Below are 25237 nucleotides of genomic sequence, written 5' to 3'. Positions count from 1 at the left end.
GTGATGCCATTTTATGATTATTATTTGAACAGCGGAATGTCGTAAAACGGACACCTTTTGCAAAATCAGTCGACACACAGCACCATTTGTATTTGTTTTATACAAATTGTATGTTATCATTCCCCTACTCGATAAAGGAGCTTAAATGAACGTCGATCATATTCTGAAAAATCCAAGTATTGCCCATCACGAAATATTGAAAACCATTTGTAATCCTTTGGAAAAATTAGGTGTTAATTTCTTTGGCTATACCGCCGTGAATGCAAGCGGAGAAGCTTTCTGCCTGGGATCCAGACCCGAGTATGCGTCCGAATACCTGCGCTTAAATCATGCACAAAACGATGTTCATTATCACAATACCCAAGAAAATAATAAATTTGAATACTCTTTCTGGGATTATTTGGAAAAGGATTGCCATACACAAGCATTGTATCAAATGGCGGCATTATTTAACCAAAGCCATACACTGACGATTACCGCACATGCTCCCGAAATGACTCATTGCTATCATTTCAGCGCGCCTCTGAATCAAAGTGGGATTAATCAGATTTATCTGGAAAAAATGGATTCGCTGCATGCTTTTATTGACTATTTTAGCCACTGTATGAAGGCTATTCCCGAGCTAGCCGCAGTATATAACTTACCTGCCAATATTGATATTGACCATAATGCTGCAGGCAGAAAGGTAATTCCTGTCAAGGCAAACCCACGGACTATTGAATTAGAAGAAGTTGCTCAGAACAGCTTCGAGTGGCTCAACGGACATAATTATTACTTAACTGCCAAAGAGCGTGAATTGCTGCAATGGATCCGCCTGGGAAAATCTGCCGAGTTGATTGCTGACATCAAAGGCATATCGCGTAAAACGGTCGAGCGGCATGTCGCTTCGATTAAAGATAAATTTGAATGTTATACCATGTATCAATTGGGAGAAAAAATAGCATCTAGCGGCTTGGCCGAATTCCTTTCGTTATATGATTCAAAAAATAAAGCTGTTGACCGCCTATTTGCAACGAATTGAATTCATTAGGAAATAAATGGACAGACGGATGACATCGGCCTGAGCTTGGTAGCTTTATTTTCTAAAAAGTGATAAATTGCTGCAATTGATTTCACTTAGATCATATTTTGCTCGCTCATGAAACGACTATTCTCTTCATTTTCCTTATTGCTGTTTTTTTTGTCTGCCGTTGTTCTTTATAAGTTCTGGCCCCTGAGTGCCCCTGATTCAGTCGTCCCCCCATCTGTTGTACAAGAGATCCCAATTGATAAGCCTGTTCTGCCTGGCCCGGTTCAGCTTAAACGGGCGCAATTTTCACAGTTGCCTGGCTGGAAAGACGCTAGCCTCAAAAAGTCATTTCTTACTTTTCAACTATCATGTAACACCTTTTTAAAGCAGGACCCTCAGGCTGATGCTGGAAGTAATCAGATCCCATTGAAAGTGAAAGATTGGTTGCCCGCATGCAAAGCAGCAAAGAAGCTTTCCAAAGTGGATGAAAAAAAAGCCCGATCTTTTTTTCGTAAGTGGTTTGTTCCCTTTGAATTCTTTCAGGATAAGCCCGTTGATGGGCTATTTACTGGTTATTATTTACCCTTATTACATGGTAGTTTGGCTAAAACCAGTGAGTTCAATGTCCCAATCTATGGCTTGCCCGATAATATCGTAACAGTAAATCCCGCCGATTTCGGCTACAAGGGTATTAATCGTCGTCTTGTGGGCCGGGTGGTTAATGGTAAATTATTACCATTCCATGTGCGAGAAGAAATTAATAAGGGCGTCCTCAAAGAAAATGCCCCCGTTTTGCTTTGGGTTGACAGTCATATTGATCGTCTCTATCTGGAAATTCAAGGGTCTGGAATTGTAAAATTGCCCAATGGTGAAACCATTTTTCTCGGTTATGCGGGGGAAAATGGCGCCTCTTATACTCCCATTGGGAGAGTATTGATAGAGAAAGGCATTATGACCAAGGAAAATGCCTCCATGCAAAGCATCCGTGCCTATCTTGAAGCCCATCCTGATGAAATTTTGCCGGTCACCAATAAAAATGAATCATTCGTATTCTTCAAGCAACTTAAAAACAGTGCCGCGATGGGCGCTCAGGGAGTACCACTTACACCAGGTTACTCCCTCGCTGTCGATCGAAAATGGATCCCTCTGGGAACGCCGCTTTGGCTGGATACTAGCCACCCAGCTGCCAATATGCCAGAACCTCAGACCTTTCAGCGACTAATGATTGCACAGGATACTGGTGGTGCAATTCGTGGCCAGGTGCGCGGAGATGTCTTCTGGGGAGAGGGTGAAGAGGCCACTTATACGGCAGGATTAATGAAAAACCCGGGGCATTACTGGTTATTTCTACCGCGCCATGCAGAGAAGAAATTGCCAAAGCAATTCGATTGATTTCCACGGTCACAGCCCATAGCTATCTACACATCCCTGAAAAGACAGTCTGCTCTTAGCTTCTACTTCCCTCGGCTTGTGTCCGAGGGATCCAGAAGACTAATAGAGAACACTGGGACCCTGCGGACAAGCCGCAGGGTCGCAGGGCGTAGGGGATATGTAGATAGCTATGGGCTGTGACCGCGGGAATTCGAATGGGCAGCGACGGCTGATTCGCTTTAGCGGCGTCTCGAGCGTTCGATTTGATTTATCGCAGGGTTGGATTTCTCAGCTTTGTAAGATGAACCTCTAGTTTTTGAATAAACCCCTTACCGCCCCACTAATCTCGCCTGCTACTGGCATGTTGTTTGTGCCTACTATCTCATCAAGGCTGACAATGCGGTATCCATTTTTCTGATACATATCAATAATATCTCCGAGAAAATGGCTATTAATCAGATTGGCATGGATTAATAGAATCTGCTTACTTGATCCGGGCTGCAGTTTATTAGAGCGAGCTTCCGCTTTTAATGTCTGTCCCCAAATGTAACTCAGGTATCGTTTTTTAAGCGCCGGTAAACTTTGCGGGCGCATACGGTAAGGAATAGCGAATAGCTGATTATTGAAAATGAAATCTTTACTATCCACCGTTACAGGTGCGATGGTGTAATTATTCTTGGCTAAAAACTGATACACTTTTTCACGCTTGTCCCCTTTACTTTCAGCAAGATAGGGATAGCGGAAATATTTAGGGCTGGTCATAACCGGCTGTAAAATCTGATCCGCTTTTCTTACGTCTTCAATGTACTTTTCAGCGGCCATGCCATTTAAGCTATGGTGAGAATAAGTATGATTTCCCAGCTGAAAACCCTGGCTGCGAAATGCCTCCAAAAGTTCCCATTGCCCTTTTTCAATACTGCCGGCAATAATAAAACCGGTTGCCGGCACTTTATGATCCACAAGTGCCTGCAAAATGGCCATGAAGCGATCATGCTCTCGTTGCAATTTTTTGGGATCATTATTGGCAGAACCCACGAAGGGCAAATCATCAATAGTAATTGCAATTTCTTTCTCGGCAGCCAAAAGATTGCAGCTGAACAAAAGGAGCGCAGCCGAAACAATAGACTTAATGTTCATGAGTATCCTTGATAAACCAGCCAGTGTGCTTCTTAATGCAAAACTTATGCCTTAAACTTCGGTCAATAAATCCAGTTCCCATAAGTTGTTTAAAAAAGAGTAGTCAGGGCCATTATCAATGAACTGCGATAATTCTTCAGTGGAGATAATCCGGTTACTTGCAACCAGCTTGACTAAATCTGAGGAAACATCCTTGATATCCCAGCATTCACCATTAATGAAAAATTCGAACTGAGGGGTTTCATAATATGCAAAACGGCTAAAGGGGTTACGCATCAATGCGCCTGCGCTGAGAAACTTTTTCCGCTTTCTCTGTTTCTCCGGCAGTATAAACCCTTCAGCCTGTTCATCCAGGCCAGTAATAAAGCATCCAAACCACCGGCTGAATTGCTCGTCATTTCCATCAATCATTTTTTTAAGCAGTTTTTTCGCGCGCTCTACTGCCTCTCCAGGAATTTCAGCACTATTCTTCAATTCCGACCAGTCAGGATCCTTATATAATTCTGAAAAGCTGGCTTCATCCCAAAAGTGTTGACTGAAACTATCCCATAACTCCTTTGCCGGATAACTTCGATAACCAAAAGAATAAGTCATACACTCTTCAGAGAGTGATATTCCATTATGTCCCACGTGAGGCGGCAGATATAATATATCCCCTTCCTCAAGAATAAACTCCTCTTCCACTTCAAATTGTTTCATTATCCGCAGCTCAAGATTTGGCAAATAATTAGCAGGATGGCAGTGTTGCGTAGTTAATAACCATCTTCGCCTTCCCTGCGCTTGAAGAAGAAATACATCGTAGTTATCATAGTGCGGTCCAACCCCTCCCCCGTTCGCTGCATAACTTATCATTACATCATCAACACGCCACTGGGGTAAAAAATTAAATTGATCAAGAAGTTCCATTACTTCAGGCACAAAGCGATCAACAGCCTGAACCAGTAAAGTCCAGTGCGACGGAGGCAGCTTTTTAAAATTACTGCGTGAAAAAGGGCCACGCTTTAAATGCCAGCCCGGCAGTTTACCTGGCGTTTGCCAAACCAGACGGCTCTCAATTTCTTCTTCCATTGCCAGGCCGGCCAGTTCATCCCCGCTGATTGGACTTTCAAATGAAGGAAAGGCCTGTCGAAAAACAAATGGCTTTTTTTGCCAATAATTAGCTAAGAAGTCTTCTTTCTCGATCGCATTAAAAATTTTCATACCAATAATAAACCTGCTTGTTACAAATTAAGACACTCCGGCAATCATTGGGACTATACTTAATTAGGCACCATTTGATTTAGGGAGTTATAAAATGAAGCATTATATTGCATGGACAAGTAAAATGCTGCCTGCATTGCTGGTTTTATTAATGACTTTCGGAACCATTCAATCTGTACAAGCACAAGTTAATACAACTAGTCCTCAGACTACTCTGGCAGGAAAACAGCTAGCTTACTATTATGGCGGGCACTGGTATCGATATCCCGGACATTATTACGGCCCGGGGTATATTTATTATGGTCCTCGTTATTATAACCGACACTATTACAAAAACTACTGGACAGGATGGCGTCCTTATGGCCATTGCAGGAAAACCTGTTTAATTAATCAATGGAATGGTCAGGTTATTCGGTGTGTCAGACGTTGCTAGTTAGGTCAAGCACATTTGGCTGCGCAAACGTTCTGCTCCGATTCCCCGCGGTCGGCGCCGCGGGGATTCGATAACTAATGCATTTGTATGTATGCCCATAGGTCTGTGCCCACAGGGATTCACTCATAGCACCCTCAAGTTCTGTCAGGCGAAATAATCAACAATCCCATTTTTCTGTTGAATCACAACAGGGGTCTGTTCTTCTTCGAAAAATGCGGCCTCTTCGTTCTGCTGTGCTTGGGTATGTGAATGCGAGCGCCTATCGCCGGTTTCAATATTCACTTCTGCCAATTGCAAGCCCCGATCCATTAACATTTCCCTCAACCTCGGGAGAGATTGCTCAATTAAATCCCGAACCTGTAAGTTGTGAGTCTTAATATCAATTGTTGCGGCTTCCTCAGCCAAATGAATTTTAACCTCTACCGGCCCCAGTTCCACAGGATTCAGTTTGAGCACTGCCTGATTAATCTTATGTTGACTTAGCCAGACCAGTCCTCCGTTAAATTCATCCTGCCAGGCTGCATCATGCACTTTGGTTGGCAGCTCAAAGTGGTTCATCTTTACATTTGATAGCTGGTTTTTAAAATCGAAAGGTTCAAAGTCAGTTTTCATCCTGAGAGTTGTATTTTCAATTAGGACAGGTTGTTGTTCGGGTTCAAAAACCCTCTCGGAAACATCCGCTATTTTGTTGCTCTCCTCATCTGGTTGCCTCGTCTGGATTGCAATGTGTTCACTATCTGAACCAGGTTCATCCTCCGAAAAATTTGCAGTCAGTAAAGCGGGATTCTCTCTTACAGTTAATTTCTGACCATTACTCTCAACAGAAACAGGATACAAGCCTTGGCCTTCTTTCAAAATAGATTGGCTTTCATTAGATGTAGCTATTTCAATCCCAGCATTGGATATCGCTATAGATTGCAGCTCTTGCCTGGTTGGGGGTTCATAGCTAGCGGCGGTTAGCCATGCTAAAGCCGGATTAAGGGTCAATTCATCCTGCTCTTCTTTTTCTGAAATCTCAACCCCTTGCGATTCATAATTAAAAGGCATGTAAGTCGGAATTGCAGCCTCACTGTTAGTGGCCATGTCCTGTTCGCTGGCAAGAATCACTTCATTTTCATTAGAGTCTTGAATAACTTCCGGATCCGCATCTGAGAGATATTGAGTTATCAGCTCCAGGAAGAAATTACTGATACCTGCAGATTGTTCATCAACAGCTTCGGCAGAAACAGTTTCTGGCACCAGGATAAAATTATCCGCCGGAACTTGATTAATCATAAAAACATCCTTGTTTTGGCATGCAAAGCATTTATTACTTATTAATAGCAAAGATATTTTATTTTTGAAAATATGTTTTTCCCCGTTTATTAAATTTCTTTTCGATGAAAAGCTTGGATTTTTAAGCTATGATTAGCCTTTTTGAACTCTGGAGTCGATTTATGATAGTTGGACAAGATAGTCTTTCAACTCGAAGTCAGTTAGAAGTCGATGGTAAAACATACCATTATTTCAGCCTTAAAGAAGCAGAAAACAAGCATTTCAAGGGCATCAGCCGTTTACCTTACTCTCTGAAAGTATTATTTGAAAATTTGCTCCGTTTTGAAGACGGCCATACTGTAACTGTCGACGATGTGAAAGCATTGGCTGATTGGCTTGACGCTAAAACATCCCAGCATGAAATTGCCTACAGACCAGCACGTGTACTGATGCAGGATTTTACAGGGGTTCCTGCAGTTGTTGACCTGGCCGCCATGCGCGCAGCACTTGAAAAAATGGGGGGCAGCGCCAGCAAAATCTCCCCTCTTTCGCCTGTTGATTTAGTAATTGACCACTCGGTGATGGTGGATAAATTTGCCTCTGCCGATGCGTTGAGCATTAATACTGAAATTGAAATTCAACGTAATAAAGAACGCTATGAGTTTTTACGCTGGGGACAAAAGGCATTTGCAAATTTCCAGGTAGTCCCGCCAGGAACTGGTATCTGTCATCAGGTGAATCTTGAATACTTGGGCAAAACCGTCTGGACAAGTGAATATAACGGTAATCTTTATGCTTATCCAGACACGCTGGTTGGAACTGACTCGCACACAACTATGATTAATGGTTTAGGCGTTCTGGGTTGGGGAGTTGGCGGTATTGAAGCGGAAGCGGCTATGTTAGGCCAGCCGGTTTCCATGCTTATTCCAGAAGTTATTGGCTTTAAACTAACTGGGCATTTGCGAGAAGGGATTACCGCAACTGATCTGGTTCTCACTGTAACCCAAATGCTTCGTAAAAAAGGCGTTGTCGGCAAATTTGTCGAGTTCTATGGTTCAGGCCTTGCTGCTTTACCACTGGCTGATCGTGCGACTATTTCCAATATGGCACCTGAATATGGCGCTACCTGCGGTTTTTTCCCTGTCGATAAAGAAACCCTGCGTTATCTGGAGCTGACAGGCAGAGAGGAACATCGCATCAAGCTGGTTGAAGCATATTGCAAAGCCCAGGGAATGTGGTATGACCAGAACTCGCCCGATCCTGTATTTACAGATACCCTAAGCCTCGATCTATCTACTGTAGAACCATCCCTTGCTGGACCCAAACGACCCCAGGATAAAGTCAATCTGGCCACTCTGCCGCGCGAATTTGACAGTTTCCTGACACAAGCAGGAAAAGCGGAAGAAAAACATAAAGAGTTTCCTGTCAAAACCAATGAATTTACATTACGCCATGGCGATGTCGTCATCGCTGCAATTACCAGTTGCACCAATACCTCAAATCCAAGCGTACTGATGGCTGCTGGATTGGTCGCTAAAAAAGCAGTTGAAAAAGGTTTGCTACGCAAGCCTTGGGTAAAATCATCTTTAGCCCCCGGATCTAAAGTCGTCACCGATTATTTAAAACATGCCGGATTACAACCTTACCTTGATCAATTAGGCTTTAATCTGGTTGGTTATGGCTGTACAACCTGTATTGGAAACTCTGGGCCGCTTCCTGATGAAATTGCCGAAAGCGTCAGCGAAAATGACCTGGTTGTCTGTTCTGTGCTTTCAGGAAACCGTAATTTTGAAGGCCGGGTTCATCCACAGGTTCGAGCCAATTGGCTTGCTTCACCCCCACTAGTAGTTGTCTATGCATTGACTGGTACCACTAATATTGATTTAAATACACAGCCAGTAGGGAAAGATGCCTCTGGAAAAGAAATCTATCTCAAGGATATCTGGCCGAGCAATGAGGAAGTCGCTGCTGAAGTAAGCAAGGTGACAGGCGCGATGTTTAGAAAAGAATACGCCGAGGTATTCCAGGGTGATGCACACTGGCAGGCAATCAAAACAGGCAGCGGTACTACTTACGAGTGGGATTCAAACTCCACCTATATTCAGCATCCGCCATTCTTTGATAACCTGCCAAAACAGCCCAAGCCGATTGAGTCTATAAATAATGCTTATGTATTGGCTTTGCTGGGCGATTCGATTACTACCGACCATATTTCCCCTGCCGGTTCGATTAAAGCAAACTCACCTGCAGGTTTATATTTGAAATCCAAAGGCGTTAGTGAAGCGGATTTTAACTCTTATGGCTCAAGAAGAGGCAATCATGAAGTCATGATGAGAGGCACCTTTGCCAATATTCGAATCCGTAATGAGATGACTCCCGAAGTAGAAGGCGGTGTTACCCGCTATATTCCGTCCGGCGAAGTCATGTCTATTTATGATGCCTCAATGAAATATCAGGCCAATGGTAATCCACTAGTGGTAATCGCAGGAAAAGAATACGGTACAGGCTCTTCGCGCGACTGGGCTGCCAAAGGAACCAATCTACTGGGCGTCAAAGCAGTGATTACCGAAAGCTTTGAACGCATTCATCGTTCCAATCTGATTGGAATGGGGATATTACCTTTGCAATTCGAGGAAGGAACCACTAGAAAAACACTGAATCTGACTGGCGACGAACGCATCAGCATTGCTGTAGATGACTCTTTAAAACCTGGAGTCCGCTTAAGAATGTCAATTGAAAGAAGCAATGGCGTAAAAGAAGAAATTCAATTGCTTTGCCGAATCGATACAGCAAACGAGCTGGAATATTACCGACATGGGGGTATTCTGCAATACGTTTTGAGAAATCTGGCACAGTAATCCTGTCGGGAGATTCCCCACATGCGGGAGTCTCCTTCATCACAGCAAGCCGCCTGGGTTCATGCATCGATATTCCATAATGCGCTATCCCCCTCAAGGCTAGATTTAATCCTGACTTCATTGATTTTGCGCAGATTAACTGCTAAATTTCGCTGTTACTTGCGAGAAGGGCTTTACATGCAATCACCCAAAAAAGTTTTATCCATTTTTTCTCTGGTTATGATTAATGTAATAGCTGTTGACAGTTTACGCACTTTACCTATCAGTGCCAAACTGGGCTTTTCCCTAGTCTCTTATTATTTAATTGCTGCCTTTGCTTTTTTTATTCCCATTGCACTCGTAGCAGCCGAACTGGCTACAGCCTATCCCAATACCGGCGGTCTATACGTTTGGGTTCGTGAAGCCTTCGGTAAAAGAGCGGGCTTTATTACTATCTGGCTGCAATGGATTTATAATGTGGTATGGTATCCAACCATTCTTGCCTTTATTGCAGCAACCTTTTCCTATTTATTTGCGCCGCAGCTTGCCAACAGTAAAGTCTATTTATTAAGTACGGTTATAGGACTGTTCTGGCTGTTTACCTTTTTAAATTGTTTCGGCATGCGTCTCTCAAGCATTGTCAGTATATTGGGGGCAATCTTTGGCACAATCATACCTATGCTAGGCATCATCTGCCTAGGCGCTTTGTGGCTTTTTCAGGGGCGGCCGCTGGCTGACGGGATCCATAACTCCTGGCTGCCTGATTTCAGCTCCCTGGGCAATCTATCGCTGTTTACTGTAGTTCTTTTCGGATTAATTGGCATGGAAATGTCGGCGGTTCATGCCGAAGAAGTCAAAAACCCGCAAAAAGATTATCCCAGGGCAACGCTCTATTCTACTATCCTGATTTTTGCCACTCTGGTATTGGGCTCCCTTGCCATTGTAATTGTTGTATCCAATGAAAGCCTGAGCGTTGTTTCGGGGCTGATTGATGCTTATGCTGTTTTCTTCAAAGCCTATCACATGCCCTGGATGACTTCGGTTATAGCCATCCTGGTTATATTGGGCGGGTTAAGCGGTGTTTCAGCCTGGATTATTGGCCCCACCAAAGGCTTGCTGGTTTCAGCAGAAGATGGTTCTTTACCCGCTTATTTCGCAAAAGTGAATCGACACAATGCGCCGGTAAGAGTTTTGGTTGCGCAAGGGATCATTTTTACATTGCTGAGCACTGTATTTATTCTTTTTGACTCTATTAATGCAGCTTACTGGGTGCTTAGTGATCTATGTGCTCAAATGGCTTTACTGGTTTATGTGTTTATGTTTGCTGCCGCTATCAAATTACGCTATAGCGACCCGCAAAGGCCTCGCGCGTATACTGTACCGGGCGGAAATATCATGATGTGGATAGTCGCGGGAACCGGCACCCTATGCTGCGTATTCGCTATGTTAATTGGTTTCATACCTCCCAGCCAGATTCCAATCGACAATGTATTTGCTTACGAGATGTTTTTGGTGGGAGGCCTAATCCTCTTTGTGTTACTACCCTGGCGGTTAGCCAGAAAGCATTAGGCCTTATTGGTTTCTATGCGCCGCCCAGCACCTATGTACTATCAGAAGTCTATGTCCCCGCCCCTACGTACCGTCAGAAGTCTATGTCCCCCACCCCTACGTACCGTCGTCAGGAGTCTATGTCCCCCACCCCTACGTACCGTCAGGAGTCTATGTCACCCACCCCTATGTACCGTCAGGAGTCTATGTCCCCCACCCCTATGTACCGTCAGGAGTCTATGTCCCCCACCCCTACGTACCGCGCTTTATGCGCGGTAACCATGAATGATGGTGCATTGCTTATTCTTTTCTTCATAACATAAAGCGCGGTACGTAGGGGACGGGGTAAGTTGGTAACAGACCTTAATAGTGCTAGGATACTTGTCCATTAACAACTGGCGTTCTCTTGCGCTCCTCCAACCATCTCCACATCGATTTACCCAATCGAATCCCTGGCTTTTCGATTAGTTTATTCATGGCAATGCAAAATAAAATCAACACAATCAGTGCTTTTAAGTTTGAACTAAAGAGTGGGACTGTTTTAATTTGATCAAACAACCAGCTATGAAATAAATAGACGGAATAAGTTAATTCAGAAATAAAAAAACCTAGCCTGTTCATATGCATTGAGTCCCGGAATAGCCAGGCCGTGAGAAAAACAAGAAAGCCTAGCGATACAAAATCCATATCTTTAAGACCTGGAGAATAGATTATGGTCAACTGCCAACATTGAATGAGTACAAAACTTGCAAAGAAAACCAGAAATGTCCCGCTAGCCGATTTCTTCTCATAAAGCAGGAAAGCACTGCCCAGTAATAAAAATGGTGCATACATATTCCAATACCCATAACCGCCATAGCTTCCATCAGGAATGCCCGTTACGATCCCGAGTAAATACGTCAGCAAAATAAGTATTCCGGGGAAAAAACGTTGATAGGTGGATAATAATCCAGCATAGCGCATACAAAACATAAGAACATAAAACGCAACTTCAATTCGAAGAGTCCACTCCACTCCGAGCAGCATATAGGGTACTTTAAATATATCACCCATGAGTAGCAACTGAGGGACTAATGTTTGTAAAGAAATAGGGGCTTTAGTTATTTGATAGTGAATAAGCGTTTGTATGAGTAACGCAGTAATGAATAAGGGATAGATTCTGAAAATACGCTTTAAGGCAAACTCTAAGGGCTGCTCAGATTGCAACACATAAGTAATGACATAACCAGAGACTAGAAAAAAAACAATTACACCGGTTCCCCCACCCAAACAGAAAGGCAAAATTAGTCGAATAATCGTTTTAAGCGATCCATGAACTGACCCATCGCTCAAATATTGTGCCAAGGAAGGGTAAAATTTATGACCAACAACTACAGAAGTAATTGAAAATATCCTTAACCAATCCAGGAATACAAGACGACGATTATTTACCATATCAGCGCGATCCTTCAAATTTTGCTCGTACTATAAATTTTTATGTTCAGAAATACAAGGCAACGGGATTGGAGAAGTCTTTATATTTTTTCTTCATGATCAAGAAATGAAAACTTGCAAGTTGGTTTTAAATCGTGTGTTATACTTAACATTATGTAACCTCATATAAGCATTATGAAATTATTGTTTGATTTTTTTCCTATCGTCCTTTTTTTCGTTGGCTATAAGCTGTTTGGCATCTACACCGCTACAGCAATAGCTATAGTCGCTTCTTTACTACAGGTTTTTTTGTACCGCCTCAAGCATCAGCGTTTTGAAAAAATGCATGTCATCAGTTTCGCGATTATTGCTGTTCTTGGCGGCGCAACCTTATTTTTTCATAACCCCTGGTTTATTAAATGGAAACCGACCGGAATATACTGGTTAACTGCTTTGGCGTTTCTATTATCACCTTATGTAAGCAGCAAGTCCCTTATTCAGCGAATGATGGAAAATAATGTTCAACTCCCGATTAAAATTTGGTATCGTCTAAATTATGCATGGTTCTTTTTTTTCGCGATAATGGGAGCCATAAACCTATATGTCGCCTATTTTTACAGTACCGATGTATGGGTTAACTTCAAATTATTTGGTGGTGCAGGCTTTACCCTGATTTTTGTATTTCTTCAAGCACTTTATTTAACCAGGCACATGTTAGATAAAGACGCAAGTGATCAACCCTCCGGTGACTCAAGAAAGAGTCTGCCTTGAATAAACAGGAGCTGTGATGCGATTGCTATTGGTAGAAGATGACGAACTGCTTGGAGATGCAGTTAAGGCCGGTTTAACACAGTTTGGTTATGTAGTTGATTGGCTCAGGGATGGCGAAGCAGCCCGGGCTGCATTAAAATCAGAATCGTTTGAATTGATTATCCTGGACCTTGGTTTACCCAAATTATCAGGGCTTGGTTTCCTGCAATCATTAAGGAACGATGGCAATGCAACGCCTGTGATTATATTAACTGCCAGAGATTCTGTTGAAGATAAAGTCAAGGGGCTTGATACCGGGGCTGACGATTATCTGATTAAACCTTTCGATTTGAATGAACTTAGCGCAAGGGTCAGAGCATTGGTCCGGCGCTCTCAAGGCAGGGCTGATGCGCTTCTGCAATACCGTAATATCACCCTTGATCCTGCCGCACACTCTGTTTATGTGGATGATGTGATGGTTAATGTTCCCCGACGCGAATTTGCACTCCTGCAAAAATTACTGGAAAACAGCGGCCAGGTTCTTTCCCGGGAGCAATTAATGCAAAGTATTTATGGCTGGGATGAAGATGTGGACAGCAATGCATTGGAAGTACATATTCACAATCTGCGCAAAAAACTCAACGCAAACTTTATCCGTACAATACGCGGCGTAGGGTACATGGCAGAAAAAACCGATAAAAGTGAGAGTAGTTAGCTATTGTGAAATCATCAATACGCAAGTTCCTTTTAATAAATTTGTTGTTAGCCATCACCATTACAACAACTCTCACTGCTATTGGTAATTATTATCTTGACCAGAAGGATATTCAGGAACATCTTGATACCCTGATGGCCGTTTCTGCACTCTCCTATCAGGCGCTCCTGGGTGATGATTTACACCAGCGTCCTCTTGCCAAAATTCAGGATGCACTGGAGGTAATTCCAGATAAAATTGAAAACTATTATCAGCGTCGGTTTTTTAAATGATCTACCGCCTAAAAATTACATGGATAAATTTAATTTCCAGGTTTGGACTAATGGCGGCAAGTTATTGCTTCACTCACCTACTGCGCCCAAAATACCTTTAACCTCTGAAATCGATGGGTTCAGCGATCGGTTTCTAGCGAATCAGAAATGGCGCGTTTTTACAACGTATAATGACAAAGCGGGCATTCGTACTGTGCTTGCCGAACGCTATGATACCCGTAATGAGTTGGGACACCGCATCGCCCAGGATGATTTATATATCATGCTGCTTACCTTTCCCCTCTCCGGTTTATTAATATGGATTATTATCGGCCGCGGGCTAGACAGCCTTGACCGCGTGGCCCAGGAAGTGGCGAACAGAGCCCCTACACATCTTGAGCCAGTTGACCTGCAGGAAGTCCCAGAGGAAATCAAGCCGGTTATTGATGAGTTAAATAAGTTATTTTATCGGCTGCAGGAAGGTTTCGAGCGGGAAAAACGTTTTGCAGCGGATGCTGCCCATGAACTGCGTACGCCGCTGGCTGCTTTGAAAGCCCAGGCACAGGTTGCCTTAAACACGGGCAATATTGATGAGAAGAATCAAGCACTGCACAAATTAATTGCCAGCGTTAACCGGAGTACGCATATTGTTCAACAGCTCTTGACGATGAGTAAATTAGTGCCAGGCTCTACAGGCATCAACGATGTTGATGAAGTCAACCTCATAAAAGTCGCTCGTGAAATTATGGCTATGCTCGCTCCAAGCGCACTGGAGAAGCAAATTGAGCTTGAGTTTGAGCATGACGACAATCTGCCTGTTTTAGACGGCAATTCTACCGCTATCGGCATATTAATACGTAATCTGGTCGACAATGCGATTCGTTACTGCAAGGAAAATGGAAAAGTTGTTGTTCGGGTATTCCAGAGAGAAAATCAGCTTATATTTGAAGTTTCAGACAATGGTCCTGGAATTCCCGAGGAATTACAGAGCCGAGTTTTTGAGCGCTTTTTCAGAGTACTTGGAAATAAGAGTCCAGGAAGCGGGCTTGGCCTTGCGATAGTCAGACAAATCTGCGATTTGCATGGAGCAAAAGTGGAACTGGAATCGCCCAAGGAAGGGACTGGCCTGATTGTAAGGGTTCTTTTTCCCCTGTTTTAGATGAATCGAATCGCGGGGTCGACAATCGAATCCCCACGGCGCCGACAATCGAAATCCCCGCGGCACCGACAATCGAATCCCCGCGGCACCGACAATCGAATCCCCGCGGCACCGACAATCGAATCCCCGCGGCACCGACCGCGGGGCCCATGCCTGTTGGAGTAGCATGGCCCTCAGACAAGTTTCAATGTTACCAAAAAATAAGATTTAACAGGTAGTAATAAATTAAGTGTGCTTAACATTCAATTGGCTTCGTATGGGCCCTGCGGTCGAAGCCGCGGGGATTCGATAGCTTTTAATTCTCATGCACTTGTGTAGATAGCTATGGGGCGGTGCCGCAGGGATTCGCGTAATCAATCACTACGGAGATTCGTTAACCCAGTACTGCTCTTCCCGCAAGCTCTTTCAAAGCCTGTCGAATTAGTTGCTCACAGCTTTTAGTGCCATCATCCAGACGGGAAACTACTTTGGTCGCTTCCTGCAGCCTGTAACCTAATGCCTCGAGGGCGCGGATAGCTTCGTCCTGTTCCCGGGGATTGGCTACTTGCTCACGTTTGGGAATGTCGAGCGATTCTGTCGACATTAACTGTTCGATACTATCTTTCATTTCAATGATTAAACGCTCGGCGGTCTTTTTACCGATGCCAGGCAATTTAGTGAGGAAAACTGCATTTTGTTGCACGATGGTTTGAATGAATTCGCCAGGCGAAATACTGGATAAAATAGTAATGGCCAGTTTAGGCCCTACGCCATTGACTTTGATTAATGCCCGGAATAAGGACCGCTCCAATTTGTCAGCAAATCCATACAGTAATAAAGCATCCTCCCGGACAATGGTATGAATATGCAATATGATGGAATTACTGCTGGATTCCAGTTGAAAAAACGTATTAAGAGATGTTTCCACATCATAACCCACTCCATTGACGTTTATTACAAAACGCCCCGGATGGGTTTTATCGATTATGGTTCCTTGTAACCATCCAATCATGTAGCTGCTCCCGCTGTCTTTGATTTAGCAATTAAAGCCCCAATGCCCCGTCGATTGTGACTATGGCAGATGGCAATAGCTAGCGCATCGGCCGCGTCGCTTTGCGGTGCCTTGTTCAGCATCAGCAAACTGACCACCATCCGCTTCACCTGCTCCTTTTCTGCGGCACCATAACCAACTATGGCCTGTTTCACCTCTCGGGGGGAATACTCGCTGATTTTGATACGATGCGATGCTGCGGCCACCATGGCAGCGCCGCGTGCATGCCCAAGCTTTAATGCAGAGCTAGGATTCTGGTGTAAAAAAACCTGCTCGATTGCGACTTCGGTGGGAGAGTAATCATCCATTAGATGGCAAATGCCATTAAATATTTCCAATAGCCGCTGGCTTAACTCCCCTTCCGATGTTCTGATACAGCCACTGTCGACATAGGCCAGCTTGCGTTTCTCTTCCCGGATTATTCCATATCCGGTAACCCTTGAACCAGGATCTATCCCTAGGATAATGGTCATTCAAACATGGAATCCGGCAATTGCGCATTGCTATAAACATCCTGCACATCATCCAGATCTTCCAGCATGTCGATTAACTTCAACAAAGTTTCCGCCGTTTCCTTATCTACAGGAACCATGGTTTGTGCACGCATGGTCAGGCTGGACTGCTCAACTTCAAACCCAGCTTGTTGCATAGCATTAAGGACTGAATGGTAATCCTCAGAAGCAGTGATAATTTCAACCTGGCCTTCATCAACCGACACATCTTCAGCTCCAGCTTCAATTGCAGCTTCCATGGCTGCTTCTTCAGATTGCCCGGCGCTTAATAAAATCTCCCCCTGATTATTGAAGAGATAGGCAACCGAGCCATCGGTTCCCAGGTTACCACCGTGCTTGGTAAATGCATGTCGTACTTCTGATACAGTTCGATTTTTATTATCGGAGAGACAATCGACCAGAATTGCAACACCGCCTGGGCCATAGCCTTCATAGCGCATCTGCATCATATTATCGCCGTCAAGACCGCCAGCTCCCCGCTTAATGGCATTATCGATCGTATCCCGCTTCATGTTGGCTTTCAGCGCTTTGATTACCGCATCTCTTAGCCGCGGGTTAGAAGACTCCTCTCCGCCGCCCATACGGGCTGAAACGGTAATCTCACGGATTAGTTTGGTAAAAATTTTACCCCGTTTGGCATCCTGCACACCTTTTCTGAATTTTATGTTTGCCCATTTACTATGACCAGCCACGACACACCTCAACACTGAATCGAAATGGGGTGAATTATAACATTCAAGTCAATGATGGCATAGAGGATCAGAGGACAGAATTATGCTCTCGACAGTCTGAAATGATCGGGATATTCTTAAGAATAAATAATCTGCAGGGAGAGTCACAGTGTATTTGTCTGGATTCGGAAACCACCATCAAACAGAGGCAATTTCAGGTGCACTGCCTGATAAGCAAAACTCCCCTCAGGAATGTGCTTACGGATTATATGCCGAACAACTAAGCGGCTCGGCATTTACCAAAGCAAGGGCTTCTAACCTGCATAGCTGGCTTTATAAAACAGCTCCTTCAGTCAAGCAACATGATTATGTCCCTTACAAAACGGATAAATTAATTGACTTGCTGGAATTTCAGGCACCTAATCCTTACCGATGGTCTCCTCTTTCTGCGCCACAATTTGAAGTTGATTTTGTGGATGGACTATTTCCACTGGCTGGCAGTTCGATGGTTAATGCCTGGATTTATCAATGTACTCAGTCAATGATTAAGCGTTATTTCACCAACCATGACGGGGAATTATTGTTTGTTCCTTACGAAGGCACATTACTATTACTGACCGAATTTGGACGGTTGGAAATTCAACCTGGACAAATAGCAGTCATTCCCAGAGGGGTCAAATTTCGTGTGGAACTAAAATCTGAATCAGCCAGCGGCTATTTGTGCGAGAATGCCGGCTCACCGCTCACCCTACCTCAACTGGGAGTAATCGGCGCCAACTCGCTGGCAAATCCCCGGCATTTTCTTTACCCTGTAGCCGCTTTTGAGTCTCCTGACTTTGAGGTAACAATCATTTGTAAATTTCAAAATCGTTTGTGGTCAGCCCTGTGTGATTATTCACCGCTGAATGTGGTTGCCTGGCACGGTAATCTGGCGCCTTACAGTTATGATTTATCCCTTTTTAATACGATTAATACCGTCAGTTTTGATCATCCTGATCCGTCTATATTTACTGTACTTACCTCTGAAAGTGACACTCCGGGTGTTGCCAATCTTGATTTCGTCATTTTTCCACCCCGCTGGATGGTTGCAGAGCACAGTTTTCGCCCCCCCTACTTCCATCGGAATATTATGAATGAATTAATGGGCCTGATTAGGGGGGAATATGATGCAAAAAAATCAGGATTTTTACCGGGAGGAGTGAGTATTCACAATTGTATGAGCTCACATGGACCCGATACGGAGAGCTATCTGCAAGCGATATCCGCCGATTTAAAACCTGTGCGTTATGAAAATACCCTGGCATTCATGTTTGAAACCAGAGATATCTGGCGTGTCAGCGGGCAGGCCATGCAGCATCCTGGCAGGCAAAGAGATTACAGCAAATGCTGGCAGGATTTTTCCGTACGAGTGATAAATCAATGATTAACCAGGGAATCTGCAAAAACAACCTGATTGCGGCCATTCCTCTTGGCCTCATATAAAGCCTGGTCAGCCGCGGAAACCAGGCTGCTCATATCTTTTACCGCAGGAAAAGAGGATAAACCCGCACTAACCGTTGCTGAGAAATTCTGCTTATTGCATTGAAACAGGAATTTCGAAAATTTGAGGCGAAAATTTTCTATCACCCGAAACGCATTTTCAGGGCTGGTGTTAGGCATAATGATGGCAAACTCCTCTCCGCCGTAGCGGCCGATGATATCGGTTTTACGAAAGGATAATAAAAGGAGGGAGGATATCTTCCTGATGACATTATCGCCAGTTGGATGGCCATAATTGTCATTAATCAGTTTGAAATGGTCAATGTCAGCCATAATAAAGGACAGTTGTTCATTCTGTCTGTTAGCACGAGCAATTTCAACATCCAGGCGCTGCAGGATATTGGTATGATTATACAAGCCGCTCAAGCTGTCCTTTGTCATAAACGAATTCAAAATCTCCGCCCGTTTGGCTCTTGAAAGCACGGTTTTAATTAAATGCTGGGGCACAATGGGCTTTACTAAAAAGTCATCACCGCCAAGATTTAATGCAGACAATTGTTTAAGCCGGTCATCTTCAGTTGACAGAAAGATAATCGGTAAACGCGTATACTGGGGCTCCTGACGAAGCACGACGGCAAGTTCTAGACCGGAACACTCGGGCATGTAAACATCCATCAATAACACATCCGGTTGAAAATCCTCTATTGTTTCAATAAGAAGCAGCGGGTTGGTAATGAATTGGGCAACTAATCCTGACTCTTTTAGAATCAGCGTATAGTATTCAGCCAGTGAAAGTGAATCGTCTATAACCAGAACCCTGTAAGGCTCACTGGGCATGCAGGCGCAGAACTGATCAAGTTTTCGCGTTAGATAAGTAGATTCCATCGGCTTTTGAAAGAAAGCGCTGCTGCCAAGGCGTATTGCCTTTAGCCTTGTTAAAATATCAGCACTATAAGCAGTGCAAAATAAGGGAATCGACACTTTTTCATTATTATAAAGTTTAAACAAGAAATCTTTTGTCCCCTCACTGATATTTTCAATATCAACAATGAGTGCAGCAGGTGATATATCAAAGAAATTCTGGCTGATATTTTCTTCACTTCCCATTGCATAGACCTGGTAACCTGCTTCAATTAAATTATCCTGCAATTCATTTGTAAAATTCCGATCATTATCTATCAGTATTATTTTTCCATTCTTAGTAAGGAAATCCTGAGAAACAGCTGATTTCGATTCAGGTTCTGCTGTTATAAATGCCATTTGCAATTGGTCAAGGAGAAAATCAATCTCCTCTTTATCTTCCTGCTGGAGGCTGTCTTGTGATACTTTCGATTTTAAAACTATTTCCAGTTTTCTGGCTGCTTTTGACAGATTATCATAGCCATAAGTACCTGCCGAACCGCATAAGCTATGAATGGTTCTGTGGAAATCCTGAAACAGGACCTTATCCCAATGAATCATTAGATTAGCCCATTCCCTGTTGATATGAGCAAGTTTTTCCGGCAGGCTTCTAGCATACTCTGTAAATAAAGCCTGTAACTTTTCCTTAATTTCGGCTTTCATATTTGATCCCAGATTGCCTGAATATCACTTGCTAAAGTCATTGGATCAAAGGGTTTAGCAATCACTTCGACAGCCCCCATGGACTTATATTGTTCCACCTCCTCTGTCTGGATTTTAGCGGTCATAAATATAGCGGGAATGTTGTCATATTTAGGGATCTTTCTTAACTCCATTAGAGTGGAAGGACCATCCATACCCGGCATCATTACATCCAACAAAATCAAATCCGGGATTATTCCCTTGGCTGCCTCAAGCACTTCAAAGCCATTATTACAAAAAATAACTTTAAAGTTTCCTAAGTCCTCAAGAGCTACCTGTGCGATTTCCCGGATATCTGCCTCATCTTCTGCATATAAAATACTGGATAATTCCTTACTGGACATAATGCCCCCCTTCCTGTTGTTGTCCATTAAACAGGTGTTTTATTTTAGAGAGTAAATCATCGTTAGTTGTTTTAGATTTTACCAGTGCATCAACGACATATTTGGAATACTCCTCATCCAATTCAGTGTTCGAATAGACAATCACCGGCAAATGCTTTTCGGCAAGCAAAGGCAGCAGTTGAGTCCCGCTTCCATCTGGCAAAAGTAAATCAAGAATAATCAAATCGAATGTTTGTTTAGCCAATAATTCCTCTGACTCTTTTAAAGTAGATACTGAAGTTAATTTAACTTCCGAATCCAGTACAGTTCGAATTACTTTTTGCATATCAATATCGTCCTCAATATGCAAAACCACCGGTATTTTGTCTTTAATTTTTGTTTTGATTTTACCTATGGACTGTAATAATTTATCAAAATTAATGGGTTTATCTAACCAGTCAACTACAGAAATCGCATCTCCATTAATCATCGAATGCCCGGTTTCGGCGATAACAGAAAGAACAATGACAGGGAGTTCCCTCGTTTTTTCGGAGTTTCTTAATTCTCTTATAAAACTGATGCCATCCTGATCGGGTAAAATTAAATCCAGCAAGATGGCTTTGTATTGGGTTGTGCTTAGGCATTTTTTTGCCTGTGCAACCGACTCCACAATATCAACGGCATAACCGGCACTTTCCATTAATAAGCCCAGAAATTTGGCCTGATCCGGATCATCCTCACAAATTAAAAATCTATCGGCATTTTGCAAACCAATTTTAGGAATTTCTGGTAGCGGCTTTTGGACTGAGACATTATTTAAATCAAAATAAAATTGACTGCCTACTCCTGGCTGACTGCTAAAATTAATCTGGCCACCCATTTTCTCAATAATGGCTTTACTGATACTCAAACCAAGCCCTGTACCGCCTTTTCCCCGGGTAGAAGAGGAGTCGGCCTGACTAAATTGCTGGAAGATACGTGATTGAAACTCCAGGGGAATACCAGAGCCCGAGTCCGTAACAATCACCCTGACCTGATTACCCTGTTGCTTCATTGACACAGTCACTTCACCGCCTGTGGGGGAAAATTTAATCGCATTTGATAATAAATTTGCCATCACCTGCATCAAACGGTCCGGATCCACTTCTACTATAATATCGGGAAACATCTTTTCCAGGCGTACAGAGACATTAAATTTTTCACCGTACATTTTTATGGCAAGGATAGCATCCTGTATCAGATTGGCTAAATTGGTTTGCTTAAGTTTGAAATCCATTTTTCCGGCCTGAATTTTTTCCATATCTAAAATATCATTAATCAATAGTAAAAGGCGCTCGCAATTTTTATTGGCAATATCCAGAAGTTTTTGCGCTTTTTCAGAAAAAGTTCCAACCGCCCCGCCCAAAACCAGGCCTAATGAGCCACGAATAGAAGTCAGCGGCGTTCTTAATTCATGACTAACGACAGAAACAAATTCTCTTTTCATTTTTTCTGTTTCTTTAAGATCAGTAACGTCATGAATGGCAATGACAGCGCCCATTGTTGAGTTATCGGTCCCTGTAATCGCCTGCCCATCTACGATAACATTACGTACTTCACCATTGTTGAATTTCAGCAATAACTCCAAACCATGAATTTTTTCACCTTGTAAGGCCCGCTTCAGAGGGGTTTCCTCATCCTCTAATACCTGGTTATTCGGGGAGGTAAAATGCAGGTAATCAGAAAGCCGCAGATCTTTTCCCAAGGGAACCTGCTGGTAACTTTTCAAGGCTTTGTTATATACCGTTATTTTACCATTCGCGTCGCAGGCGATAATTCCATCATCCAGATTATTTAAAATGGCATTAACGAATTCCCGTTCATTTTGGACTACCTTAAGCATCTGTTTATAATAGGTAGACACCATTAGCGCCAGGCTGATGATTAATCCGGTAATTCCGGCAACAAAAAAGGCAAGAAGATTTTGATTAACAGTCTCGATATGCACATGTTGAGCCAGCGGGGTAAATACTGCTGCTGCCATACCCGTATAATGCATGCCACAAATAGCCACCCCCATAATCAGGGCGCTTAACAATTTCGTATAAAACTGCTTTCGGGACGTACCCCTATTACTCTCAAGCGCAAGCCAAAGTGCAGCCTCGGATGCCACAATGGCAATCAGGATAGATAATAAAAAGATTGAGAATATATAATGAATCTGGACATGAACCCGCATCCCTTCCATGCCCATATAGTGCATTGTTGCAATGCCAAATCCAATGATGACTCCGCCAATAGCGAGATTTATAAAAGAGTGATTATTTGATCTTAGGATATACAAGGCGAAGCAAGAAACGGCAATGGCAACCAGAAGCGAGGAAACTGTCCAGAACAAGTCATAGCCCATTGGCATTGGCATGATAAAAGAAAGCATACCGATAAAATGCATGGACCAGATACCGGCTCCCATTGCGAATGCGCCGCCAAGAAGCCAGTATACTTTATCCCTAGAATTTTTTTCGACTCTTAATCTACCTGCGAAATCCAATGCAACATAGGAGGCCAATACGGCAATTATATATGACAGGATTACTAATTTATAATCATAACTGCCATATATTGTATTTGCAGGCAAAGGCCCATCCTGGAACCAGTTAACATCCCTCATTTATTTACTCTACCTGTGAGCAGATTATCCTTAGATAAAGTATATATTGAGGATTAAAAAAGATCCTCCTGGGTTAACCCTACTTTTTCCAATAAACTTCTTAATGTCTTTAATGCTTCAACCTGGATTTGCCGAACCCGCTCGCGTGTCAGGTCGATTTCCTTACCCACATCTTCAAGCGTCGCTTTTTCAAAACCGCGCAATCCAAATCGTCGGGCTATGACTTGCTGCTGGTTTTCTGTTAATTTATCCAGTAAGGATTCGATATGGGTCCGCAAATTTTCGTCCGTCAGCAATTCAGCTGGATTCACGCTATTTTCATCGGCTATCGTATCCAATAAGGATTTGTTGTCGTCATAGCCGATTGGTGTATCCACTGAAGCAACTTTGTCGTTTAATCCCAGCAACTTCTCAACATCTTCCAAAGGCTTATCTACCATTTCAGCAATTTCCTCTGCTGAGGGTTCATGATCAAGCTTTTGAGTCAATTGGCGTGCTGCACGTAAATAAACATTTAATTCTTTAACGACATGAATTGGCAGTCTAATGGTGCGGGTTTGATTCATAATAGCCCGCTCAATAGTTTGCCTGATCCACCAGGTGGCATAGGTCGAAAATCGAAAACCTCTATCCGGATCAAATTTCTCAACCGACTTCATTAAGCCAAGGTTCCCCTCTTCAATTAAATCCAGTAAAGGCAGACCTCTGTTTAAATAACGTCTCGAAATTTTTACCACGAGACGAAGATTGGATTCGATCATTTTCTTGCGTGCAGCAACGTCGCCCTTTAATGCCAAGCGAGCATAATGAACTTCCTCTTCCGCTGAAAGTAAGGGCGAAAAGCCTATCTCGCTTAAATACAATTGAGTGGCATCCATTGCTTTGGATGTTTGCCTGCCGCGCTGGTAACTTGGAAACACTTCCTCGTCACTAAAATCCGGCTCCACCTCTTCAGCAGTTATTGGTCCATCCTCTTCCAAAAGCAATGAATCTTCCTCTGCAGGATCTTCCCATTCAGATTCTGCGATTTCTGGTTCTTTAATTGATTCATCTTCGGCTTGCATGATTATCACCCTTGTGTTTATATCTGCCCGAAATACACACAGTATCATTCGAAATTAGTCAGTAAATTATATAAATTAGGTCACTATTGCTTTTTTTGCAAATACAGCATCGGATTAACCGGCTGACCTGATTTCCTAATTTCAAAATGAACGCCCCAAAACTGCCTGTCAATAACTCCCATTTCGGCAATAATCTGTCCCGCTTTAACTTTTTGCCCTTCATTCACCTTATTTTTCAAATTATTAGCATAAGCAGTTAAAAACTGACCTTCATGCTTTATGATAATTAAATTACCATAACCAGAGAGTCCATTCCCGGAATAAGCAACCACCCCGTCTCCTGAAGCATAAACATACGCCCCTTTACTACCAGCAATATCTATGCCTTTTTTTCCCTGTTGAGGATTAAAGCCAGCAGTAACACGGCCCAGGGCAGGCCACTTCCAACTTCCACCCGCATAGCTTACGGGGGAGGTTACGGCAGAAATTGGTTTCGCTTTAATAAATTGCGTTGTTTTTGCCGCTTTCGCGGATTGAAGAGGCTGCCGGATTGATCGGGGGATCTGTCCATTAGGTGTTAAGCGTATAATCTGCCCGGCACGAATCGAATAAGGAAGACGTAAATGGTTATAGGCCGCCAGTTGGCGAACATCTTTATCAAAGCGAAATGCAATCGCATATAAAGTGTCCCCCGCTTGCACAACATAGGCGGCCTTATGGCTTAGATTCCATCTCGAGCGAATGTCTTCAACAGGCGCCAATCGAGGACTTACCGCGCAACCCGATAATAAGCAGACTAATAGTAAGAGAAGTAAAGCAGGCATATTCT

General features: G+C 43.3%; 20 protein-coding genes and 1 pseudogene. 9 read left to right on the top strand and 12 right to left on the bottom strand.

The features are described 5' to 3' along the window. Positions 1–145: 145 nt before the first annotated feature. Both DYH42_RS06475 and mltA read left to right on the top strand, forming a co-directional pair. Positions 146–1021 carry a helix-turn-helix transcriptional regulator gene (locus tag DYH42_RS06475; protein WP_058524025.1) on the top strand — a complete coding sequence of 292 codons (876 nt, stop codon included), beginning with the start codon at positions 146–148 and terminating at the stop codon, positions 1019–1021. A 117-nt stretch (positions 1022–1138) separates the two neighbouring features. Beyond that, entirely contained in the window at positions 1139–2401 is a 1263-nt protein-coding gene (gene mltA, locus DYH42_RS06470) for a murein transglycosylase A (protein WP_083503143.1), read from the top strand. Between the two features lie 288 nt (positions 2402–2689). Here mltA and DYH42_RS06465 read toward each other — a convergent pair whose 3' ends face one another. Then, positions 2690–3517, bottom strand: coding sequence for a polysaccharide deacetylase family protein (locus DYH42_RS06465; protein WP_058524024.1), 828 nt, complete (start codon positions 3515–3517; stop codon positions 2690–2692). 51 nt (positions 3518–3568) lie between these two features. Further along, the gene (locus DYH42_RS06460; RefSeq protein ID WP_058524023.1) at positions 3569–4717 is read right to left on the bottom strand and encodes a cupin domain-containing protein; all 1149 of its coding nucleotides are present in this window, start codon (positions 4715–4717) and stop codon (positions 3569–3571) included. 94 nt (positions 4718–4811) lie between these two features. On the opposite strand from DYH42_RS06460, the gene DYH42_RS06455 reads away from it, so the two are divergent. After that, entirely contained in the window at positions 4812–5150 is a 339-nt protein-coding gene (locus tag DYH42_RS06455; RefSeq protein ID WP_115316986.1) for a hypothetical protein, read from the top strand. Between the two features lie 144 nt (positions 5151–5294). On the opposite strand, the gene DYH42_RS06450 is transcribed toward DYH42_RS06455, so the two are convergent. After that, positions 5295–6425, bottom strand: a complete 1131-nt coding sequence (locus DYH42_RS06450) for a flagellar hook-length control protein FliK (RefSeq protein ID WP_058524022.1) — start codon at positions 6423–6425, stop codon at positions 5295–5297. A gap of 161 nt (positions 6426–6586) precedes the next feature. Between DYH42_RS06450 and acnA the strand changes: the two genes are divergently transcribed. Together acnA and DYH42_RS06440 are read left to right on the top strand one after the other, a co-directional pair. After that, entirely contained in the window at positions 6587–9262 is a 2676-nt protein-coding gene (gene acnA / locus DYH42_RS06445) for an aconitate hydratase AcnA (protein ID WP_058524021.1), read from the top strand. Between the two features lie 177 nt (positions 9263–9439). Further along, positions 9440–10810, top strand: a complete 1371-nt coding sequence (locus DYH42_RS06440; RefSeq protein WP_058524185.1) for an amino acid permease — start codon at positions 9440–9442, stop codon at positions 10808–10810. Positions 10811–11161: 351 nt separating this feature from the next. Here DYH42_RS06440 and DYH42_RS06435 read toward each other — a convergent pair whose 3' ends face one another. Further along, positions 11162–12223, bottom strand: coding sequence for an acyltransferase family protein (locus DYH42_RS06435; protein WP_058522861.1), 1062 nt, complete (start codon positions 12221–12223; stop codon positions 11162–11164). A gap of 174 nt (positions 12224–12397) precedes the next feature. Here DYH42_RS06435 and DYH42_RS06430 point away from each other — a divergent pair, with 174 nt between their 5' ends. The 3 genes and pseudogenes from DYH42_RS06430 (at position 12398) to DYH42_RS06420 (ending at position 15077) form a co-directional block, all read left to right on the top strand. Beyond that, on the top strand, positions 12398–12973 hold the full coding sequence (locus DYH42_RS06430) for a septation protein A (protein WP_058522860.1): 576 nt from the start codon (positions 12398–12400) through the stop codon (positions 12971–12973). A gap of 16 nt (positions 12974–12989) precedes the next feature. Then, positions 12990–13667, top strand: a complete 678-nt coding sequence (locus DYH42_RS06425; RefSeq protein WP_058522859.1) for a response regulator — start codon at positions 12990–12992, stop codon at positions 13665–13667. Positions 13668–13672: 5 nt separating this feature from the next. Beyond that, positions 13673–15077: pseudogene (locus DYH42_RS06420) on the top strand (ATP-binding protein). 373 nt (positions 15078–15450) lie between these two features. On the opposite strand, the gene ruvA reads toward DYH42_RS06420, so the two are convergent. From ruvA to DYH42_RS06405, 3 genes are read right to left on the bottom strand one after another with little or no spacing between them, the layout of a single operon-like run. After that, complete coding sequence (gene ruvA, locus DYH42_RS06415; protein WP_058522858.1) at positions 15451–16068, bottom strand: Holliday junction branch migration protein RuvA; 618 nt, start codon at positions 16066–16068, stop codon at positions 15451–15453. Then, the gene (gene ruvC, locus DYH42_RS06410; RefSeq protein WP_058522857.1) at positions 16065–16580 is read right to left on the bottom strand and encodes a crossover junction endodeoxyribonuclease RuvC; all 516 of its coding nucleotides are present in this window, start codon (positions 16578–16580) and stop codon (positions 16065–16067) included. The genes ruvA and ruvC overlap by 4 nt, the downstream gene beginning before the upstream one ends. Then, positions 16577–17311, bottom strand: coding sequence for a YebC/PmpR family DNA-binding transcriptional regulator (locus tag DYH42_RS06405; protein WP_058522856.1), 735 nt, complete (start codon positions 17309–17311; stop codon positions 16577–16579). Before DYH42_RS06405 ends, ruvC begins: the two co-directional genes overlap by 4 nt. Positions 17312–17459: 148 nt before the next feature. Between DYH42_RS06405 and hmgA the strand changes: the two genes are divergently transcribed. Beyond that, entirely contained in the window at positions 17460–18713 is a 1254-nt protein-coding gene (hmgA, locus tag DYH42_RS06400) for a homogentisate 1,2-dioxygenase (protein ID WP_058522855.1), read from the top strand. Here the strand turns inward: hmgA and DYH42_RS06395 are convergent. The 5 genes from DYH42_RS06395 to DYH42_RS06375 all read right to left on the bottom strand — a co-directional run bounded on the left by DYH42_RS06395 (position 18707) and on the right by DYH42_RS06375 (position 25232). Then, positions 18707–20332: a diguanylate cyclase gene (locus DYH42_RS06395; RefSeq protein ID WP_058522854.1), complete on the bottom strand. Its 1626-nt coding sequence runs from the start codon at positions 20330–20332 to the stop codon at positions 18707–18709. The genes hmgA and DYH42_RS06395 overlap by 7 nt on opposite strands. After that, positions 20329–20715, bottom strand: coding sequence for a response regulator (locus DYH42_RS06390; RefSeq protein WP_058522853.1), 387 nt, complete (start codon positions 20713–20715; stop codon positions 20329–20331). The genes DYH42_RS06395 and DYH42_RS06390 overlap by 4 nt, the downstream gene beginning before the upstream one ends. Then, positions 20705–23311, bottom strand: a complete 2607-nt coding sequence (locus tag DYH42_RS06385; RefSeq protein WP_237758970.1) for an MHYT domain-containing protein — start codon at positions 23309–23311, stop codon at positions 20705–20707. The genes DYH42_RS06390 and DYH42_RS06385 overlap by 11 nt, the downstream gene beginning before the upstream one ends. An 86-nt stretch (positions 23312–23397) precedes the next feature. Further along, positions 23398–24408 (bottom strand): RNA polymerase sigma factor RpoS, encoded by a 1011-nt coding sequence (rpoS, locus tag DYH42_RS06380; protein ID WP_058522851.1) that lies wholly within the window; start codon positions 24406–24408, stop codon positions 23398–23400. Positions 24409–24491: 83 nt separating this feature from the next. After that, positions 24492–25232, bottom strand: coding sequence for a peptidoglycan DD-metalloendopeptidase family protein (locus tag DYH42_RS06375; protein WP_058522850.1), 741 nt, complete (start codon positions 25230–25232; stop codon positions 24492–24494). Positions 25233–25237 lie beyond the last annotated feature (5 nt).

The sequence above is a fragment of the Legionella birminghamensis genome, assembly GCF_900452515.1.
In the GTDB taxonomy this organism is placed as follows: domain Bacteria; phylum Pseudomonadota; class Gammaproteobacteria; order Legionellales; family Legionellaceae; genus Legionella_C; species Legionella_C birminghamensis.
This window is presented reverse-complemented; position numbering and strand designations above follow the sequence as displayed.

Coding starts and splice junctions, on each gene's coding strand:
- DYH42_RS06475 (WP_058524025.1), top strand. CDS start 146: ATGAACGTCGATCATATTCTGAAAAATCCAAGTATTGCCCATCACGAA.
- mltA (WP_083503143.1), top strand. CDS start 1,139: ATGAAACGACTATTCTCTTCATTTTCCTTATTGCTGTTTTTTTTGTCT.
- DYH42_RS06465 (WP_058524024.1), bottom strand. CDS start 3,517: ATGAACATTAAGTCTATTGTTTCGGCTGCGCTCCTTTTGTTCAGCTGC.
- DYH42_RS06460 (WP_058524023.1), bottom strand. CDS start 4,717: ATGAAAATTTTTAATGCGATCGAGAAAGAAGACTTCTTAGCTAATTAT.
- DYH42_RS06455 (WP_115316986.1), top strand. CDS start 4,812: ATGAAGCATTATATTGCATGGACAAGTAAAATGCTGCCTGCATTGCTG.
- DYH42_RS06450 (WP_058524022.1), bottom strand. CDS start 6,425: ATGATTAATCAAGTTCCGGCGGATAATTTTATCCTGGTGCCAGAAACT.
- acnA (WP_058524021.1), top strand. CDS start 6,587: ATGATAGTTGGACAAGATAGTCTTTCAACTCGAAGTCAGTTAGAAGTC.
- DYH42_RS06440 (WP_058524185.1), top strand. CDS start 9,440: ATGCAATCACCCAAAAAAGTTTTATCCATTTTTTCTCTGGTTATGATT.
- DYH42_RS06435 (WP_058522861.1), bottom strand. CDS start 12,223: ATGGTAAATAATCGTCGTCTTGTATTCCTGGATTGGTTAAGGATATTT.
- DYH42_RS06430 (WP_058522860.1), top strand. CDS start 12,398: ATGAAATTATTGTTTGATTTTTTTCCTATCGTCCTTTTTTTCGTTGGC.
- DYH42_RS06425 (WP_058522859.1), top strand. CDS start 12,990: ATGCGATTGCTATTGGTAGAAGATGACGAACTGCTTGGAGATGCAGTT.
- ruvA (WP_058522858.1), bottom strand. CDS start 16,068: ATGATTGGATGGTTACAAGGAACCATAATCGATAAAACCCATCCGGGG.
- ruvC (WP_058522857.1), bottom strand. CDS start 16,580: ATGACCATTATCCTAGGGATAGATCCTGGTTCAAGGGTTACCGGATAT.
- DYH42_RS06395 (WP_058522854.1), bottom strand. CDS start 20,332: ATGAAAGCCGAAATTAAGGAAAAGTTACAGGCTTTATTTACAGAGTAT.
- DYH42_RS06390 (WP_058522853.1), bottom strand. CDS start 20,715: ATGTCCAGTAAGGAATTATCCAGTATTTTATATGCAGAAGATGAGGCA.
- rpoS (WP_058522851.1), bottom strand. CDS start 24,408: ATGCAAGCCGAAGATGAATCAATTAAAGAACCAGAAATCGCAGAATCT.
- DYH42_RS06375 (WP_058522850.1), bottom strand. CDS start 25,232: ATGCCTGCTTTACTTCTCTTACTATTAGTCTGCTTATTATCGGGTTGC.